The sequence below is a fragment of the Streptomyces sp. 5-10 genome (genome assembly GCF_014712245.1).
GTDB lineage: Bacteria > Actinomycetota > Actinomycetes > Streptomycetales > Streptomycetaceae > Streptomyces > Streptomyces violaceusniger.
Genome location: NZ_JACVYG010000070.1, coordinates 34985 through 48738 on the forward strand (window position 1 = coordinate 34985; position 13754 = coordinate 48738).

Below are 13754 nucleotides of genomic sequence, written 5' to 3' on the forward strand. Positions count from 1 at the left end.
CGCACAGTAAAACTGTGCGCGAGACCACTCGGCGAAGGCGCCAGTCAAGCGTAAGACCCGTCGGCACCCGGACCGGCACGGCTCAGCCGTCTTCGCCGCCCGGAATGCGCCCCTCCGGGCTCAGCCGTCCCTCAATCGTCCTCGTCCAGGTCGGCGAAGGCCCCGGACCACTCGGCGGCGCGCGGGTCGTAGTCGATGTGCTCGCTGCTCCAGGACGCCTGGGCCAGTTCGACCCCCGGCACCTCCTCCACCAGCTCGAACGGCTCGATCAGATAGGCCAGCGCCTCGGCCTCGTCCGACTCCACCATGCGGCGTGCGTGGCCCCGTTCCTCCGCGGCCATGGACTCGTCGCCGTCGATCCGCTCGTACGTCGCGCGCCGCAGCCGGTCCGCATCGGTGATCTCGACTACGAGCTCCACGCGAAGCCGAACAAACCGTGATGTATCGGTACTCGTCATGCGACGGAGGTTAGGGGGCCGACCCGTCTCGCTTCCGCGCGACCCGCAGTTGTCACTACGATCGGCGCACGGGGTCAATTTGCCGCAGCCTCAAGGAGGATGCCGTTGTCCGCACGCCGACCGCTGCTGACCGCCGCCGCTGCCGGTTCGCTGCTGTGCGCCCTGTGGTTCGTCCCGTCCGCCAACGCCACGGTGGAGGACCCGGGATCGTCCTCGTCGTCCTCGTCGTCCTCGCGGACCTCCGAGGGCTCGCCCGGGTCCGGGCCCAGGACCGAGGCCGTGCCCGACGGGGATCTGGCCGATACCGGCAGCGTGGACGTCACCCCGTATCTCTTCGGCGGCACGGCCTTCCTGGGGCTGGGCGTGGCGATGGTGACCGCCTCCGTGCGGCGCACCCGCCCGGAGGCGTACTAAGCGCTCCGCTGGAAGTGCTGCGATGCGTCGTCGGCCGTCTGCGGCGCCGTCGTGGCTGGTCCCACGCGGCGGAGCCGCATATCGACACAGCCGCGCGCCCCTTCGCGGGGCGCGGGGAACCGTAGCGGACTTCGCCCGACGCGCTCAGCGCCTCCGCTTGGGGGCGTACCGGCCTCGCCCGGGGGCGTACCGGCCCCTCCGCCCGGGGGCGTACCAGCCCCCGGTCCGGTTCAGTCCAGGGGACCAGTGACCGACTCCACGGCCTCGATCAGCTCTCCGGATCGTACGAACGCGTCCGCCGCCGCCAAGTCGGGCGCCAGATAGCGGTCCTCGCCCGGCCCCTCGACGCCCGCCCGGCGCACCGCCGCCAGCACCGCCCGGCTCGCGGGCGCGGGCTCCAGACCCTGGCGCAGCTCGATGCCCCGGGTGGCGGCGACCAGCTCGACGGCCAGGACGCGGGCCAGGTTGTCCACCGCCGTGCGCAGCTTGCGCGCCGCCGACCAGCCCATCGAGACATGGTCCTCCTGCATCGCGGAGGACGGGATGGAGTCGACCGAGGCGGGCACCGCGAGCCGCTTCATCTCGCTCACCAGCGCGGCCTGGGTGTACTGGGCGATCATCAGCCCGGAGTCCACGCCCGGGTCGCCGGCCAGGAAGGGCGGCAGCCCGTGGGAGCGGTTCTTGTCCAGCAGCCGGTCGGTGCGGCGCTCGGCGATCGAGGCGAGGTCGGCGGCCGCGACGGCCAGGAAGTCCAGGACGTACGCGACGGGCGCGCCGTGGAAGTTGCCGTTGGACTCCACTCGCCCGTCGGGCAGCACCACGGGGTTGTCCACGGCGGAGGCCAGCTCGCGCTCGGCGACCAGCCGGGCGTGTGCGAGGGTGTCCCGGCCGGCGCCCGCGACCTGCGGGGCGCAGCGGATCGAGTACGCGTCCTGGACGCGCGGCGCATCGTCCTGGTGGTGCCCGGTGAGCCCCGAACCGGCCAGCACCCGCAGCATGTTGGCGGCGCTGGCGGCCTGCCCCGGGTGGGGGCGGATGGCGTGCAGCTCGGGCGCGAGGACGCGGTCCGTGCCGAGCAGCGCCTCCAGGGAGAGGGCGGCGGTCACGTCGGCGACGGTGAAGAGCCGGGCGAGGTCGGCGCAGGCCATGATCAGCATGCCGAGCATGCCGTCCGTGCCGTTGAGCAGCGCGAGCCCCTCCTTCTCGCGGAGCTCGACCGGCTCGATGCCGTGCTCGGCCAGCAACTCGGCGGCGGGCCGCACGGTTTCGTCGGGCCCCTCGGCCTCGCCCTCGCCCATGAGCGCCAGCGCGCAGTGGGACAGCGGCGCCAGGTCGCCGGAGCAGCCCAGCGAGCCGTATTCGTGCACGACGGGGGTGATCCCCGCGTTGAGGAGCGCGGCCATCGTCCGGACCACGACGGGGCGGACGCCGGTGCGGCCGGACGCGAGCGTCTTGAGCCGCAGGAACATCAGCGCCCGCACCACCTCGCGCTCCACCCGCGCGCCCATGCCGGCGGCGTGCGAGCGCACGATGTTGCGCTGGAGCTGGGCGCGCAGCTCGGGGCTGATGTGGCGCACGGCGAGCGCGCCGAAGCCGGTGGAAACGCCGTAGACGGGCTCGGGCTTGGCCGCGAGGTCGTCGATCACCTGCCGCGCCGCGGAGACGGCGTCGAGCGCCGCCTCGGAGATCTCGATCCGCGCGGTGCCGCGGGCTACGGCGATGACATCGTCGGCGGTCGTTCCGGACGTCCCCACCACCACAGTGTGCATATCCATATTCAGGCACCCTAGAGAGTGAAACCCCACCTGTCACCCCGCTGTCCTCCCCCACCCCGCCCCTCCCCGAACCGGGGCCAGGCCCCGGCCCCCGCTCCTCAATCGCCGGAGCGGCTGAAGACACGGGGCTCCGCCCCCAACCCCGCTCCTCAACTGCCGGAGAGCCTGACACATGGGCCTCCCGCCCCTGCCCCACAGGCACCAAGGGGCGCAACCCCGCCGGGGCCGGGGCGGAGCCCCGGTGGGGCCGGGGCGGAGCCCCGGTGGGGGGCCGGGGGCCTGACCCCGGATTCGGGAAGGGGCGGGGTGGGGAAGGAAACGCACCGCACCCGCCGCGCCGGGGCTCAGGGGCGCGGCCCCGTCCGGACCGGGGACCGGGGCGCAGCCCCGGTGGGGGTTAGCGGCGGCCTCGGAAGCGGCGGCGTTCTGGGGGGTGAGCGGGAGACGTGTCGGCGAGGCGGATCACCGCGTCCTCGGCACCACCGTCCCGGCCCGCCACAACCGGCTTCTGCGACCGAGCCGCCTTCGCCCGGTACTGGGCCGCGTCCGCCAGGCGGAAGAGGCGGCGGGCCGACGGCACCGGGCCGATCGGATCGCCCGTGGAGGCGATCCCGCAGGCCACCCCCTCGCCCAGCTCCAGCTCCGCCGCCCGCCGGCACAGTTCATCGGCCACCCGGACCACCTCGTCCGCCGGGGGCCCCACCCCCAGCAGGCAGAACTCATCGCCGCCCAGCCGCGCCACCAGCGCCCCGGGCAGCATCGCGCCACATATAGACAGCAATGAGCCGAATCGTTCCAGCAAGCGATCCCCGACCGCGTGGCCGAGCGTGTCGTTCACCCGTTTGAGGCCGTTGAGGTCGCAGACCACCAGGCTCACCACCGTGCCGTCGGCGTGGTACGCCTCCAGCGCCTCGTCCAGCCGTATGTCCACCGCCCGCCGGTTGCCGAGACCGGTCAGCGGATCGGTGAAGGCGAGGCGGCGGGCCTCCTCCAGGCGCTCGGTCTGGGCCAGCCCGGCGGCGGTCACCGAGGCCAGCACGGTCGCGAAGTCGGCGTCGTCGCGGTCGAAGACGGGCCGTCCGGCCGCCCGGGCCACGTACAGCTCGCCCCACGCCCGCCCGTGCAGCACGATCGGGGCCACCACACAGCTGCCGCGGCCGCGCCGCCGCAACGCCGCCACCCTCCCCCAGCTGCCGCCGGGCGGGGCCGAGCCGGTGCCGTTGCCGGTGCCGGTTCCTGTGCCCACGCCCTCGGCCGTCTCGACCCAGGCGTGCGGCTCCCCGCCCGCGGCCCAGTGCTCATGCAGGAATTCGGCGATCTCCGGGAAGTCGTGCACCGGGTACGACTCGTCCTCCGGCAGCCGCTCCTCGCCCGTCATCAGCTCGCCCACGTTCACCAGGACCCGCAGCCGCCCCCGCTCCCGCTCCCACACCGAGATCGCCGCGAAGCTGCCGTCGAGGGCGCGGCGGGCCGCCTCGGCCGCCGCGCCCACCGACTCCTGCGGGGTGTGCGCCGCCGCCATCTCCTGAGCGAGCCGTACGACCGCCCGCAATCGTCCGTCGACCCCGCCGGGCCGTCCGCCGATCTCCCCGTTGTCCGTCACGACGGCCTCGCATTCCTCACGGCCATGCATCGTTCGCTCTGCTCTCCAGCGTAAGAACGTCGAGAACAATCCGCTGCGGGCCGTTCACCCCGGGTATCCGAGCGAACGGTCACCCCCGGTGGCCGTATCGCTCCCCCCGGGCCGGGGCCATTCCCCGGATTCGGTCAGCTTCCCCGGTCCGGGCTCGCTACTCCCCCGGTCGGGGTACTCCCCGGTCGGGGTACTCTCCGGTCGGGATCCGTTCCTCGGTACTCCCCGCTCCTCAGTACTCCCCGGTCCTCGGTACTCCCCGGTCGGGTACCCCGGTCCCCGGTCCCCGGTACGCCGCCCGGTCCGGGTCCGTCACTCCCCCGGCCAGTTCGCCGGTCGCTTCTCGTTGAACGCCGCCACACCCTCCGCGCGGTCCCCCGAGAAGGCCACCGTCCGCCACGCCGCGTCCTCGACCTCAAGGCCGGCCCGCAGATCGAGCCCCTGCCCCAGCCGCAGCGCCTTCTTGGCGGCCCGCACGCCGACCGGGGAGTTCGCGGCGATGCCCCGGGCCAGCTCCAGCGCCTCCGCCCGGTCCTCGCCCTCCGCCGTCAGCCGGTCCACCAGGCCCAGGGCGTGGGCCTCAGCCGCGGCCACCCGGCGTGCGGAGAAGATCAGCTCGGCGGCGCGCGCGGCGCCCACCCGGCGCGGCAGCAGCTGGGTGCCGCCGCCGCCCGGGATCACCCCGACCGACACCTCGGGCAGCCCCACCACGGCGGTGGGGTCGGCCACGATCACGTCACACGACAGGGCCAGCTCGAAGCCGCCGCCCAGCGCATAGCCGTGCACCGCGGCGATGGCGGGCATCGGCAGCTCCAGCACCCCGGTGTAGGCGGCGCGGGAGACCGGCCGGTGCCGCATCATCTCGGCGTCGGTGAGCGAGTTGCGCTCCTTGAGGTCGGCGCCCACGCAGAAGGCCCGCTCATGGGTCGAGGTCAGCACCACGGCCCGGACGTCGCGGTCCTCGGACAGCGCCGCGCAGGCCGCCGCGATGGAGCGCGCCATCTCCGACGAGACGGCGTTCATGGCCTTGGGCCGGTCCAGCACCAGCTCGGCCACGAAGCCGTCCCTGCGGACCGCGACCCACTCCCCGTACCGCTGCTCACTCATCACGCACCCTCCCGGTTAACGACCGTGAACACACTGCCCGCGATCATTCCAGCTCCCCGGGGCGCGCGGAACCGGTGAGCCCCCGGACAGGGCCTGAGCGACCTCGTTGAAGCCCGGTGCGGTTACGCGGCCGCGGATGAACGACCGCACCTTGCGCCACTTCCCGCGGAGCGCCTAGCGCGCCCGCCGCCACCGGTTCAGGAAACCCAGCAGGATCGACTGCTGCTTCTGCCCGTCCTCCGCCTGCTGCTCCGACTCCGGCCCCGGCCCCGCCCCCGTCGGGGGTTCAGCCGCGGACGCCGCGTCGGTGGCGAACGGCAGCGAGATCGGCGGGATGGGCGGCGGCGGAGGCGTCCCCGGAGGCGCCTCCTGCCGCTGGCCCAGCGGCCCCGGCTGACCCAGCGGCCCCGGCTGTCCCTGCGCGCCCGGCTGACCCTGCGGACCCGGCTCCCCGGGGCGGGCGGCGGGCGGCGCCCCGCGCCGGCTCCCCGGCCTGGGAACGGGAGCGAACCGCACCGGCAGCGTGATCACCCCCCGTACGAAGATCCCGGACAGCCACCTCAGCTCCTCGACCTCCCCGGCGAGCGCGAGATCGGGGATCCGGTCCAGCAGCTTCTCCAGCGCGACGGAGGCGATCAGCCGGGCCGAGGACCGGCCGGGGCACGCGTGGGCGCCCGCGCCGAACGCCAGATGGGCCCGGTTGCCCTGCTTGTGCGGGGACCTCAGCAGAGCGTCCCGGTTGGTCGCCGCGAAGCTGATCATCACGGCGTCGCCCGCGCGCAGCCGCTTCCCGGCGAGGTTGGTGTCGTGCACCGGGAAGTAGAGCCCCAGGTTGGCCAGCGGCGGGTCCGTCCACAGCACCTCGTCGAGGGCGTCCTCGACGAGCATGCTGCCGCCCATCAGCTCGCCCGAGAACCGCTCGTCGGTGAGCAGCACCCGCAGGGCGTTGCCGATCAGGCCGGGCACCACCCCGGTCACCATCCCGATCAGCAGCAGAAGCTGCTCGACCAGCTCCTCGTCGCTCAGCCGCGCCGGGTGGGCGATCAGCCAGGAGGTGATGTCGGCGCCCGGCTCGCGCCGCTTGAGGTCGATCAGCTCGCGCAGCGCCGCGCCCGAGGTCCGGTCCCCGCCCGAGGGGTCCGAGCCGTCGATGAACGCCGCCACACCCCGCAGCAGCCGATCCATGATCTCCTGCGGGCAGCCGAAGAGCTGGCTGGTCACCATGATCGGGACCAGTGCGCAGTACGCCCCGATCAGCTCGGCCTCGCCCGCCTCGCAGAACTGGTCGATCAGCGAGTCGGCGATGCGCTCGACATAGTTCCGCAGGGCGCTGGAGTCGATCCGGCCGGTGGTGTCCTCGATGGCGCCGCGCAGCCGCCGGTGCTCCTCGCCGTCCACGAAGTCGACCTGCGGCCGGGGCCTGATGACCTGCGGGGCGTAGCTGGACTCCGGCAGCAGGCCCTCGTTCCTGGCCCGCCAGTGGCGGGGGTCCTTGGAGAAGGTCTCGGGGCGCCGCATGACCTCCAGCGCCGTGTCGTACCCCAGGCACAACATGGCCGGTACGCCTCTGTCCAGCTCCACCGGCGCGAGCGGGCCGTGGGCCTCGCGCAGCCGCCGGTAGACCGCGAAGGGGTCCGCGCCGAACTCGGGCGCGTGGAGCGGTTCGGCACCGGCCTCCCCGTGGGCGGGACAGCCCGGCGGAGGTAAGGCGCCCGGACGTTGAGCACTCGAATCGTAAAGCTGGGTCACACGTGCTCCTGGACACCGCCGGGCCCACCCCGCGGGCGGACGCGGACGGTGCTACTTCGACGACAGGACCTGCGATCCACCGAGTGGATCTTGCGGACGTAGGCTAGCCCAACGGGCCCTTCACCGCGCCCGGTTCACCGATCCGGTCAGCGCCACCGGAACGATCCGGCCGCACCCGCACCGCGCGCCCCGCACGGGCTCACGCGCGACGGCTCAGCAGCCACGGCTCCACGACCCCGAGGCCACGCACCGGCCGCTGCCACATCGGCTGCAGCGCGAAGCGGTACGAGGGCGGCTCCTCGCCCTCCTTCTCCGCCGCGGCGGCCGCCTCCGCGGCCTCCGCCTCCGACACCGGGGCCTCCCCGGTGCGGCTCAGCTCCTCGGCGAACGCGCCGTCCACCAGGACCGCGTTCTTGGGGGCTATGGACGTCAGCCGGCTGGCCAGGTTCACCGTCGTGCCGAAGACATCGCCCATCCGCGTCGTGACCGTGCCGAACGCGATCCCGACCCGCAGCTCTGGCATCGTCTCGTCATGCGTCAGCGTCTCGATCAGGCGCAGCGCGATCTCGGCGGCGATGCCCGCGTCGTCGGCCGCGTAGAGCACCTCGTCGCCCAGCGTCTTGATCAGCCGCCCGCCGTGCGCCGCCACCAGGTCGGCGGCCGTGGTCTCGAACGCCTCGACCAGCTCGCCGAGCTCCTCCTCCTCCAGCCGCCGGGTCAGCCGGGTGAAGCTCACCAGGTCCGCGAAGCCGACCGCCAGCCGCCGGTCCACCATCTCGACGTCGTCCGCCGCCTGGACCACCCGGCCGGTCGCCGCCGCGAGCTGGCGCCGGTAGACGTAGACCAGGAACTCCTCCAGCTCCGGCAGCAACAGCTCGACCAGCGGGTACGCGATCTCGGTCCGGGTCATCCCGGTCTCCTGGGGGTCGGTGAGCCCCTCCAGGAAGGAGTCGATCTGCCAGTCGGCGAGCCGGGCGGTGGTCTGGCCGGTGGACCGCGCCACCTGGATGGCCATCGGCTCACTCAGCAGCCCGGCCTCCACCAGGCCGGACAGCCGGCGCAGCGCCAGTACGTCCGCCTCGGTCAGCGCCTTGGCCTGGCCGATGTCGGCGAAGCCCATGGCCCGCCAGAAGCGGGTGGCCAGCTCGACCGAGACGCCCGCGCTGCGGGCGGCCTGGAACGGGGTGTAGCGCCGCTCGGCGCCGAGGATCAGCTGCTCCAGCCGGAGCGCGATGGGGTCCGGCTGGTCCTCGTCGGGGGTCTCCGCGGCGGCGCTCTCCCGCGCCCCGGTGTCCCGTACGGCCCCGTCGGGCGCGGCGGCGTCCAGCACCTCGCGCTCCTCGGCCGTACCGGAACCCGCGTCGTCGGCGGTCACCGCCCGCCCCCTGTCCGATCCCTGCGCACTGCCCTTCCGTTCCCTCTTCCCGGCCCGGTCCCGAGCTCGTCCACAGCCGCCCCGAGCTGGACCGACCGCGACCACGATACGTCAGGTGTGCCGTAGCTCACTCTCGCGCGGGAGGGTCATTCCTCCCTCGGTACGGAGCGTAGATGCACGATGTCCCCGGCGGAGACCGGCTCCTGAACCCCGCCTTCCGTGGCCAGAACCAGACGCCCGTCGCCGTCGATCGCGACCGCCTCGCCGACCCGCTCCCGGCCGCCCGGAAGCTCGGCCCGCACCTGGCGCCCGAGGGTCGCACAGCCCGCCGCGTACGTCTCCTGGAGGCCGCTCGCCCCGGGGTCGCCCTCGAAGCGGCGCCACTCCCCGTACCACTCCGCGATCGAGCGCAGCACGGCCCGCAGCAGCGGATCGCGGTCGGTGGAGACGGCGTCCGCCAGGGCCAGCGACCCGGCGGTGGGAACGGGAAGTTCACCGGCGCGCAGCGAAACGTTCAGCCCCATGCCGATCACCACCGCGTCCCCGGCCCGCTCGGCGAGGATCCCGCCGAACTTCCGCTCCTCGCCCCCGACCGTCACCAGCAGGTCGTTCGGCCACTTCAGCGCGGTGTCCACGCCCGCCGTACGGCTGAGCGCCCCGGCGGCCGCGACCCCGGCCAGCAGCGGCAGCCAGCCCCAGCGCTCGGTGGGCACGCCGGCGTCGCCGGGCCGTAGCAGGATGGAGAAGAAGAGCCCGGACCGGGCCGGGGCCGTCCAGGCGCGGTCGAGCCGGCCGCGTCCCGCGGTCTGCTCCTCGGCGATGAGCACCGCGCCCTCGGGGGCCCCGGCCCGGGCCCGGGTGACCAGATCCGTATTGGTCGAGCCGGTCGCCCGCACCACCTCGAGCTCGGTCCACAGCCCGCCGGGGCGCACCAGCCCCCGGCGCAGCGCGGCGGCGTTCAGCGGTGGCCGCTCCAGGTCGGACCAGCGTCCGCGCGCGTCACCTGGGCTCCCTGAGGTGTCAGAAGGCGTCATGGGGGCCAGCCTAGGGTCAGGAGGTGTGGCCAACGACGCAGTGCCACCAAGCGGTGCCGCCGATACGCTACGTGCCGGTAGCCCAGCCAGCGCAAAGCCGCCGAACGGTCCGGAACCCCCGAAACCCGACAGGACCCATCTGATCACGATCCCCACCCGTACGACCCCGTTCCCCGCCTTCCCCCGATCCTGAAGACCCGCCGTATCCACCCCCAGGACGAGCAGGAGCCGCATCCCGATGTCCACCGAGCCGGAGACCGCCCCCGAGATTCCTGACCGCCACACCACCGCGGGGAAGCTCGCGGACCTGCAGCGCCGCATCGAAGAAGCGACCCACGCCGGGTCCGCGCGCGCGGTGGAGAAGCAGCACGCCAAGGGCAAGCTGACCGCGCGCGAACGCATCGACCTCCTCCTGGACGAGGGGTCCTTCACCGAGCTCGACGAGTTCGCCCGGCACCGCTCGACCAACTTCGGCATCGAGCAGAACCGGCCGTACGGGGACGGGGTCGTCACCGGTTACGGCACGGTCGACGGCCGCCCGGTGGCCGTGTTCTCCCAGGACTTCACGGTCTTCGGCGGGGCGCTCGGGGAGGTGTTCGGCGAGAAGATCATCAAGGTCATGGACTTCGCGCTGAAGACCGGCTGCCCGGTCGTCGGCATCAACGACTCCGGTGGCGCCCGCATCCAGGAGGGTGTGGTCTCCCTCGGCATGTACGGCGAGATCTTCCGCCGCAACACCCACGCCTCCGGGGTGATCCCGCAGATCAGCCTGGTCGTGGGCCCGTGCGCGGGCGGGGCGGTCTACTCCCCGGCGATCACCGACTTCACGGTGATGGTCGACCAGACCTCGCACATGTTCATCACCGGCCCTGATGTGATCAAGACGGTCACGGGCGAGGACGTCGGCTTCGAGGCGCTGGGCGGCGCCCGGACCCACAACACCACCTCCGGTGTCGCGCACTACATGGCCGGGGACGAGAAGGACGGCATCGAGTACGTCAAGGCCCTGCTGTCCTACCTCCCCTCCAACAACCTCTCCCAGCCCCCGGCCTTCCCCGACGAGGAGGCCGATCTGGAGGTCTCGGACGAGGACCGGGAGATGGACACCCTCATCCCGGACTCGGCGAACCAGCCGTACGACGTGCACAAGGCCATCGAGCACGTGCTGGACGACAACGAGTTCATGGAGACGCAGGCGCTCTTCGCGCCCAACATCATCACCGGTTTCGGACGGGTCGAGGGCCACCCGGTGGGCATCGTGGCCAACCAGCCGATGCAGTTGGCCGGCTGCCTGGACATCGACGCCTCCGAGAAGGCCGCGCGCTTCGTGCGCACCTGCGACGCGTTCAACGTGCCCGTCCTGACCTTCGTGGACGTGCCCGGCTTCCTGCCCGGCACCGACCAGGAGTACAACGGCATCATCCGGCGCGGCGCCAAGCTGATCTTCGCCTACGCGGAGGCCACCGTCCCGCTGATCACGGTCATCACCCGCAAGGCGTTCGGTGGCGCGTACGACGTGATGGGCTCCAAGCACCTGGGCGCGGACCTCAACCTGGCCTGGCCGACCGCGCAGATCGCGGTCATGGGCGCCCAGGGCGCGGTCAACATCCTCCACCGGCGCACCATCGCCTCCTCCGACGATCCGGAGGCCACCCGCACCGAGCTGATCGCGGACTACGAGGACACCCTGCTGAATCCGTATATCGCGGCCGAGCGGGGGTATGTGGATGCTGTGATCATGCCCTCCGAGACCCGTCGCCACATCGTCCGCGGTCTGCGGACCTTGCGGAACAAGCGCGAGGCGCTGCCCCCGAAGAAGCACGGCAACATCCCTCTCTAGCCCCCTCTGGCCCCCTCTAGCCCCCTAGCGAAGGGCTGTTCCCATGATCCGTATTGTCCGGGGCAACCCGACCCCCGAGGAGTTGGCCGCCGCTCTGGCGGTGGTGCGAGCACGCGCGGCGGCCGCCATGGCCACCGCGCAGACCGAGGACGATCCGGAGGAGTGGTCCGACCCGGCCCGCACCATCCCCAGCCACCGGGTGCCGCACCCGGGCCCCAAGGCGTGGCGCACCACCTACTGGCCCGCCTGAGCGGACCGCGGCGGGCCGAATGGCACCTTCGTGCCGGGGCGCCTGAGTACGCGTACTCAGGCGCCCCGGCGTCTGTGGCCTCAGGATCGGATTCATGCTGTGGTCCGAGCCGCCCGATGAGCCGCCCGAGGAACTGCGGCGCGCCGAGGCCATGCTCCGCCGCGCCCGCACCGTGCTGACCGTCTCCGTGCTGCTGGCGATGTGCATCCTGGGGATGTGGCCCTAGCGGACGTCCTGTCCGGCGGGTCGTGACGCCTGCGGCGGGCCACGCGGCGGAGCAGCATATCGATGCTTCCCCTCCCCGCCCCTTCCCTCAACTGGGGCTCCGCCCCAGACCCCGCTCCTCAAGCTCCCCCAGCTACCGCTGTGAGGTGCCGAGCCCTCGGGGTCCGGGGGCGGAGCCCCTGCCACGCGGCAGAGCCGCATATCGGTGCTGCGGGAAGGGGCGGGGAGGGGGCAGCTGGCCCTGGCCCGCGGCCCCTCTCCGGNCAGCTGGCCCTGGCCCGCGGCCCCTCTCCGGGAGCGGCTTACCCTGGTGCGCATGACTGCGCAGCGCACTCTCGTCCTCGCGTCCGCCTCGCCCGCCCGGCTCGGGCTGCTGCGACAGGCCGGATTGGCGCCGAAGGTGATCGTCAGCGGAGTGGACGAGGACGCGCTCAGCGCCGAGACCCCCGCCGAGTTGGCCCGGGTGCTGGCCGAGGCGAAAGCCACCGCCGTGGCCGGGCTTCCGGAGACGGCCGGCTCCCTCGTCGTCGGCTGCGACTCGGTGCTGGAGCTGGACGGTCAGGCGCTCGGCAAACCGGCCGACGCCGAGGAGGCCACCGCCCGCTGGAAGTCGATGCGCGGCCGGTCCGGGGTGCTGCGCACCGGGCACTGCGTGATCGACACGGCCAGCGGCCGCCGCACCTCGGCCACCGCGTCCACCACGGTCCGCTTCGGCGAGCCGACGGACGAGGAGATCGCGGCGTACGTCGCCAGCGGCGAACCGCTGCACGTGGCGGGCGCGTTCACCCTCGACGGCCGTTCCGCGCCGTTCATCGACGGCATCGAGGGCGACTCCGGAAACGTGATCGGGCTGTCCCTGCCGCTGTTCCGCCGACTGCTCGCCGAACTGGACGTGCGGATCACGGACCTCTGGAACGACTAGGGAATTCCGGCTAGGCGTTTCCCCGAACTTCTCCCAGGTCTTTCCCTGGAACTTTCCCGGATCAGGCCGGGCTGGGGGCGTCCTGGCCGCCGCCCGCGGGCTCGGCGGAGGGCTCGGCGGGCGGCTCCGCCTCGTACCCCAGCAGGCTCAGCACGATCAGCCCCAGCACCACCATCAGGAACGCGAACGCCGCCCATCCCACCAGGCCGACCGAGAACGCGCCCACCAGCCCGTGCACCACCGCACAGGTGATGAGCAGGATGCGGGCCAGGCGGCCGGGGGCGCGGTCGCGCACGGCGGTGCGCAGCAGCACCACCCCGCACACCAGCAGATAGAGGCCGAAGAGGCCGCCCGCGACCCAGGTGCCGATCGACATCGCGTCGGTGTCCAGGCCGCCCATGGACATCTGCTGACGGTCCACGACCAGGCCGAGGATCCAGTTCAGCAGCGCTATGCCGACCGCCTCGACCATCAGCGTCACTGCCGCCACCGCGGCCACTGGTCTGCGCGCCACCGCGATCCCCTCCCACTCTGTCGGTGCCGAAGCACGCTACTAACGGGTAAGCGCCCCGACAAGAGGTGCGGATGAGCTGAACGCCGTGGCAAAGTTTCCGCCCGGCATTCGTAGGGTTTCCACAAAGAAACGTGAAGCGCCGCAGCACGGCACGCCAGAGACCTTGCCCACATCGCGGACCGCGCCACGCCCGCGAAAACCGGGCGTACCGTGGAGCGACGGGGGATCCGGACGTTCGTCCAACGCGAGGTTCACGCTCCGTGTGGTCAAGCTCACGCCCGGGGTCTTCTCGGCGCGAGGTGTCGCCTGTACCTAAACTCGGCTTGTTTCAAGGAGGGAGCCATCGTGCGCAAGGTGCTCATCGCCAACCGTGGCGAGATCGCTGTCCGTGTTGCCCGTGCCTGCCGGGATGCCGGTATCGCGAGCGTAGCCGTCTACGCCGATCCGGACCGGGACGC

At 72.9% G+C, this 13754-nt stretch carries 14 protein-coding genes; 6 read left to right on the forward strand and 8 right to left on the reverse strand.

The genetic code is table 11. From position 1 onward, the window contains the following. Positions 1-131: 131 nt before the first annotated feature. Entirely contained in the window at positions 132-419 is a 288-nt protein-coding gene (locus tag IEJ02_RS42890; protein WP_275560977.1) for a hypothetical protein, read from the reverse strand. A 138-nt stretch (positions 420-557) separates the two neighbouring features. On the opposite strand from IEJ02_RS42890, the gene IEJ02_RS42895 reads away from it, so the two are divergent. Then, positions 558-872, forward strand: a complete 315-nt coding sequence (locus tag IEJ02_RS42895; RefSeq protein WP_370467229.1) for a hypothetical protein — start codon at positions 558-560, stop codon at positions 870-872. Positions 873-1102: 230 nt separating this feature from the next. Here the strand turns inward: IEJ02_RS42895 and hutH are convergent, their stop codons facing one another. The 6 genes from hutH to IEJ02_RS42925 form a co-directional block, all read right to left on the reverse strand. After that, positions 1103-2641: a histidine ammonia-lyase gene (gene hutH / locus IEJ02_RS42900; protein WP_191069743.1), complete on the reverse strand. Its 1539-nt coding sequence runs from the start codon at positions 2639-2641 to the stop codon at positions 1103-1105. Positions 2642-3044: 403 nt separating this feature from the next. Next, positions 3045-4169: a GGDEF domain-containing protein gene (locus IEJ02_RS42905; RefSeq protein WP_191069744.1), complete on the reverse strand. Its 1125-nt coding sequence runs from the start codon at positions 4167-4169 to the stop codon at positions 3045-3047. 423 nt (positions 4170-4592) lie between these two features. After that, positions 4593-5387, reverse strand: a complete 795-nt coding sequence (locus tag IEJ02_RS42910; protein WP_137978304.1) for an enoyl-CoA hydratase/isomerase family protein — start codon at positions 5385-5387, stop codon at positions 4593-4595. Between the two features lie 174 nt (positions 5388-5561). Next, the gene (locus IEJ02_RS42915; protein WP_191069738.1) at positions 5562-7136 is read right to left on the reverse strand and encodes a cytochrome P450; all 1575 of its coding nucleotides are present in this window, start codon (positions 7134-7136) and stop codon (positions 5562-5564) included. A 199-nt stretch (positions 7137-7335) separates the two neighbouring features. Further along, the gene (locus IEJ02_RS42920; RefSeq protein WP_191069739.1) at positions 7336-8511 is read right to left on the reverse strand and encodes an adenylate/guanylate cyclase domain-containing protein; all 1176 of its coding nucleotides are present in this window, start codon (positions 8509-8511) and stop codon (positions 7336-7338) included. Positions 8512-8657: 146 nt separating this feature from the next. Beyond that, positions 8658-9545 carry a biotin--[acetyl-CoA-carboxylase] ligase gene (locus tag IEJ02_RS42925; RefSeq protein ID WP_191069740.1) on the reverse strand — a complete coding sequence of 296 codons (888 nt, stop codon included), beginning with the start codon at positions 9543-9545 and terminating at the stop codon, positions 8658-8660. A gap of 238 nt (positions 9546-9783) precedes the next feature. Between IEJ02_RS42925 and IEJ02_RS42930 the strand changes: the two genes are divergently transcribed. From IEJ02_RS42930 to IEJ02_RS42940, 4 genes are all read left to right on the forward strand, one after another. Beyond that, positions 9784-11385: an acyl-CoA carboxylase subunit beta gene (locus IEJ02_RS42930; protein WP_191069741.1), complete on the forward strand. Its 1602-nt coding sequence runs from the start codon at positions 9784-9786 to the stop codon at positions 11383-11385. Between the two features lie 43 nt (positions 11386-11428). After that, positions 11429-11635 carry an acyl-CoA carboxylase epsilon subunit gene (locus IEJ02_RS42935; protein WP_137978308.1) on the forward strand — a complete coding sequence of 69 codons (207 nt, stop codon included), beginning with the start codon at positions 11429-11431 and terminating at the stop codon, positions 11633-11635. 94 nt (positions 11636-11729) lie between these two features. Further along, positions 11730-11861, forward strand: a complete 132-nt coding sequence (gene mmpB, locus IEJ02_RS50085; protein ID WP_020870724.1) for a morphogenic membrane protein MmpB — start codon at positions 11730-11732, stop codon at positions 11859-11861. Between the two features lie 315 nt (positions 11862-12176). Next, positions 12177-12782, forward strand: coding sequence for a Maf family protein (locus IEJ02_RS42940; RefSeq protein WP_137978309.1), 606 nt, complete (start codon positions 12177-12179; stop codon positions 12780-12782). Positions 12783-12843: 61 nt separating this feature from the next. Here the strand turns inward: IEJ02_RS42940 and IEJ02_RS42945 are convergent, their stop codons facing one another. Then, entirely contained in the window at positions 12844-13296 is a 453-nt protein-coding gene (locus tag IEJ02_RS42945) for a hypothetical protein (protein WP_191069742.1), read from the reverse strand. Between the two features lie 345 nt (positions 13297-13641). On the opposite strand from IEJ02_RS42945, the gene IEJ02_RS42950 reads away from it, so the two are divergent. Continuing rightward, positions 13642-13754: biotin carboxylase N-terminal domain-containing protein (locus IEJ02_RS42950; RefSeq protein ID WP_161198291.1), on the forward strand; the 113-nt coding region annotated here is incomplete at its 3' end.

What these genes read in the sequence shown, in the direction of transcription:
- IEJ02_RS42925 (WP_191069740.1), bottom strand. Translation starts at nt 9,545, where the DNA reads ATGACGCCTTCTGACACCTCAGGGAGCCCAGGTGACGCGCGCGGACGC.
- IEJ02_RS42910 (WP_137978304.1), bottom strand. Translation starts at nt 5,387, where the DNA reads ATGAGTGAGCAGCGGTACGGGGAGTGGGTCGCGGTCCGCAGGGACGGC.
- hutH (WP_191069743.1), bottom strand. Translation starts at nt 2,641, where the DNA reads ATGCACACTGTGGTGGTGGGGACGTCCGGAACGACCGCCGACGATGTC.
- IEJ02_RS42930 (WP_191069741.1), top strand. Translation starts at nt 9,784, where the DNA reads ATGTCCACCGAGCCGGAGACCGCCCCCGAGATTCCTGACCGCCACACC.
- IEJ02_RS42895 (WP_370467229.1), top strand. Translation starts at nt 558, where the DNA reads ATGCCGTTGTCCGCACGCCGACCGCTGCTGACCGCCGCCGCTGCCGGT.
- IEJ02_RS42940 (WP_137978309.1), top strand. Translation starts at nt 12,177, where the DNA reads ATGACTGCGCAGCGCACTCTCGTCCTCGCGTCCGCCTCGCCCGCCCGG.
- IEJ02_RS42935 (WP_137978308.1), top strand. Translation starts at nt 11,429, where the DNA reads ATGATCCGTATTGTCCGGGGCAACCCGACCCCCGAGGAGTTGGCCGCC.
- mmpB (WP_020870724.1), top strand. Translation starts at nt 11,730, where the DNA reads ATGCTGTGGTCCGAGCCGCCCGATGAGCCGCCCGAGGAACTGCGGCGC.
- IEJ02_RS42905 (WP_191069744.1), bottom strand. Translation starts at nt 4,169, where the DNA reads ATGGCGGCGGCGCACACCCCGCAGGAGTCGGTGGGCGCGGCGGCCGAG.